This is a genomic window from Oleiphilus sp. HI0067 (assembly GCF_001635735.1).
This window is the reverse complement of the sequence record NZ_LWFI01001473.1, coordinates 1-831: the sequence shown is the minus strand read 5'-3', so window position 1 is coordinate 831 and position 831 is coordinate 1. Positions and strand designations below refer to the sequence as shown.

Annotated in this window: 1 protein-coding gene; it reads right to left on the bottom strand. The window is 47.9% G+C overall.

Annotated features, from left to right (window positions below):
* Positions 1-694 (bottom strand): xanthine dehydrogenase accessory protein XdhC (gene xdhC / locus A3739_RS23940; protein ID WP_068503095.1); only part of this gene is annotated, 694 nt, incomplete at its 3' end.
* Between the last annotated feature and the right edge of the window lie 137 nt (positions 695-831).

Sequence of the window (831 nt, the reverse complement as noted above, 5' to 3'; positions counted from 1 at the left end):
CAAGTCCAACAGGGGATTTAATGGTCGCGATTTGCTTTTCGCTATAACCGCGATGCGCTAGGCGTTTTACAAAACGCTCAGCTTTTGTATCTGAACCAATCAAACCAATATGGCGCAATTGGCCGTGATCAAGCGCTGCCATACTTAGTTCGAAATCTAAAGCGTGGTTATGCGTCAAAATCAGAATGTCGGAGCCTGCTGGCAAGCTCGCGATTTCATATTGAGGTTCTTCGCTGACAATTTTGGTGACATTGGCAGGCATGGTTTCTGGAAATAGCTCTGGACGAGGGTCAATCCAAGAAACACGACAAGGCAGGGCGCCAAGAATTTTAATCAACTCTTTTGCGACATGACCTGCGCCAAATAAACCAATATGAAAACGGCATGCGCCAAAGGTCTCAATGAGCACTGTTGCGCTACCACCGCAGCACTGGCCTAAAGAAGCACCAAGCGGAAAGTGGTGAATTTGTTGACTGTCTTCATTGGCTGTTAACAGTTCACGCGCTTTGTTGGTCACCACAAATTCTAAGTGGCCACCACCAATGGTGTCGTAGGTACTGTCAGCTGTAATCACCATCTTGCTGCTGTTATCACGTGGCGTAGAGCCCGTGCAGCCAAGAATAGTCACCAAAGCATAAGCGCTGCCAGAATCCTGACATCGCTTTGCTGCATCGAACCATGTTTGTGAGCGCATATGAGTTACCTAAAGTTCCTTTGTCCTAATGTCGTATTAGGAGTTCGCTATGTGCTTGCGAGTTTCGTTCACCGCATTCAATACACACTCAGGCGTTGCTGGTGCGTTCATTGGCGGGCTGAACTTGTATTCCGCCA